Origin of the sequence: Oceanivirga salmonicida (assembly GCF_001517915.1) — a bacterium.
Classification (GTDB): Bacteria; Fusobacteriota; Fusobacteriia; order Fusobacteriales; family Leptotrichiaceae; genus Oceanivirga; species Oceanivirga salmonicida.
The window spans coordinates 1-3,078 of the sequence record NZ_LOQI01000108.1 but is presented as its reverse complement, the minus strand read 5'-3'; the positions used below and the strand labels follow the sequence as shown (position 1 = coordinate 3,078).

At 19.8% G+C, this 3,078-nt stretch carries 2 protein-coding genes; both read left to right on the top strand.

Features of this window, described 5'->3' with window-relative positions; genetic code table 11:
- On the top strand, nucleotides 1–1,323 hold a 1,323-nt coding region (locus tag AWT72_RS09800), incomplete at its 5' end, for a hypothetical protein (RefSeq protein ID WP_197407648.1).
- Between the two features lie 431 nt (nucleotides 1,324–1,754).
- The gene (locus tag AWT72_RS09795) at nucleotides 1,755–2,237 is read left to right on the top strand and encodes a hypothetical protein (RefSeq protein WP_197407647.1); all 483 of its coding nucleotides are present in this window, start codon (nucleotides 1,755–1,757) and stop codon (nucleotides 2,235–2,237) included.
- Nucleotides 2,238–3,078 lie beyond the last annotated feature (841 nt).

Genomic DNA, 3,078 nt, shown 5'->3' with positions numbered 1-3,078 from the left:
GTGTTTAGTAAGAAAATATATTTAGCTGGAGAAGAATTAGAATCAACAGCAAAAGGATTAGCAACAGCAATAGAAACATTAGGAGTAGAAAAAGATAATACAACTGATAAATCTCAACAAGAAAAAAGAGGATTATTAGAAAGTGGACAAATACATCTAAATGCAAAACATGATGGAGTTACAAAAGAAATTAGAAATGGTAAAGCAAAAACAAAAGAAGAAAGAGAAGAGTTAACTAAGAAAGCAAGATTTGATGCTTATATAGTGTTAGATGAAGATAATTTACCTGAAGAAGTAATAACAAGAAATAAAGAATTAGAGGCAAGAGGACTTGGTAAATTAAGAACATTTGTTGGTAAAGATAAAAATGGTAAGAAAATTTTATATACTATTGGAAATTTAAGTGAAGAAGAATTTAAGCATGATTTAGCAAGAGAATATGGAATAAATAAATATGGAAGATATGTAAGAGATAAAAATACAGGAGAATTAAAATTACTAGGTGCAACAGCAGGGAATATATTTGCAAAGAATGTAAAAGGAACAGGAGATACTGAAAAAATTCATTTAGAAGCAGATGAAGTTGAAAGTGTTGGAGAAATTATTAGTGATAAGCCAACAGAAGGTTCAAATGCTTGGGTTGTAGAGACTTCATGTTTCTACATTGGACGTGAAGGGAAAGAGTGTTATAAATGGAAAAATCCTAATAAAGCATATAGAGATTTAATTTCAGATGATATAGTTAAATCGAAAGATTTTAAAAAAGAATTTGAACCTTTAGGTTTTAGATTTGATGTTGAAAAATATAAGAGAGATAAAAATTATAGAGAAGCGATGAATTATTCTTATTATGTGGAAAAGAATAGACTTGAATATGCAAAATATAAAGATTTAAAATTTGAGGATGGTATTAAAGTACTTAATGTCAAAGATAAAAGTAGGAAAATACAAAAAGTTGAAGTTCTTCCTGCTAAATATTCAATGTATCATAATATTGTAGAAATAGGAAGTGATATGTATATTAATAATACCGAGAGTAGAAATTATAAATATACAAATGAAGAGGGGTATGAAATAGTAATTAATTTTAAAGAAAGAAAAATAGTAAAAGATCCAATAAATAGAGGGACATTTAATCAAGATAGTGGGTTAGGAATTTATGGTTTAAATCATTATTCTTCTGACGTAGCTTTATATAATAAATATGGTACTGGAATAGATGATAATACTAGTAAAGAAAAAATAATGAGAATAAATAAATGTGTAAAAAAATATTTTAGATATTTCGGAGAAATAGAGAAAGGAATGTTAAAATGCGAATAAAAATAAATAAAATAATTATATTTTTTATTTTAATTAATTCAATTTTTATATATTCAAAAATGAATATAAATAATAAAAATTATTATAGATTTTATACAATAGAAAGAGTTTTATCAGTAATATTTGTAGAACTAGTGAGGTAAAATATGAAAAAAAATATTGTGAACATATTGCTTTTAACACTGATGTGCTTAATATTTAGCGAAGTTTTAGCACTAATATTTACTCCATTTAATTTAAACTTTGAAATAATAAAATATAAAAATATTATGTATTTTATTGAAATATTAAAATTTATTTTTATTAATATAATTGTATTTAGTATAAAAAACAAAAAAATAAAAAAAATATTTCTTTGTTCTCAATTATTTGTTTATAATTTGGATGTTAATGTTTATTTATTTTCTATATCATTTTTATTTCAAGAATATATGAAAATAAAAGATAAAAAAGCTATAATTGCTTTGTTTATAAATATTTTAATGTATATAATTATAAAAGAACATTATATGGGGAATAATCTTAAAAAGTATTTATTAATTATATTAATGATTTTATTTATTTTATATAAATTAAATAAAATATTAATTGATGAAAAGTTAATTGAGGTATTTAATATATTATTTATAGGAATAATAGTCTATATGACCTTATATAGTAATTATATTATAAAAATTAATGTTTTAAAAGAATTAAATATAATTTCATTTTTATCTGTATTATTGATGATAGAAGTATATTTTTTTAAATTGTCTTTGTTAGATAAAGAAATAGGATTTTTTATATTAATATTATTTGCATATTATATATATTTTTATTTAATAATACCAAAAATAATTATATATTTATTTATATTTTTATATAATTCATTGATTTTATTTGTTAAATTAAAAAATAAATGGAAAAACATATAAATAATACTGAAAATAGAAATTATAAATATACATGATAAAAAAATTGTTACAGACCCAATAAATAGAGGAACATTTAACCAAGATACCAGAGAGCCAAATCATTATTTTAGTGATATGCATTTAAAGAAATTTTAGAAAAAATAGCAAAATGTGCAAGTACTTTTAGTTCAGCAAAAACAAAATTTAGATATGTAAGAATAGAGTGTGAATAAAAATGAGAAAAATGAATATAATAATAAATATATATACTGAATATTTTATTTTTTCTTTCTAAAGGGATATTAGTAAATCCTAATATATGTATTTTTAAATTTTGATATGATTTATTTAATGTTTTTAGCATTAGTAAATAGATAGGAAATTAATTATGAGTGATAAAAAAATAGACTTTAAAGTAGAATTGATTTTTATATTAATGATATTTTTGCTTTTTGCTCCTCCTTTATTTGAGGCAATATTTTTGTACCAATTATAAAAATATTTATAAATAATACATTAAGTATGAAATTAATAGTATTAGAATTGATAAAGTTTAGTGTAATAAATATTTTATTGTTAAAGATTAAGAATAAAAAAATAAAAAAAGTACTTATTTTTTTTAGTATGATTGTATATAAATATATTTATGTTTATGTTAACAATATTATTTCAAGAAATTATAAATATACAAGATAAAAAAGTTATTATTAATTAAATAAACAAGATGAATTTTAATTAATTTTTTAACAGTATATAAAATCAAGCTAATAATAAATAAATTTAATCATATAAAAATAGAAAAGAGGAATTGGATTGAATAACAAAAATAAATTAAATAAAACTAGTAAATATATAATGTTAA

Coding starts and splice junctions, on each gene's coding strand:
- AWT72_RS09795 (WP_197407647.1), top strand. CDS start 1,755: ATGAAAATAAAAGATAAAAAAGCTATAATTGCTTTGTTTATAAATATT.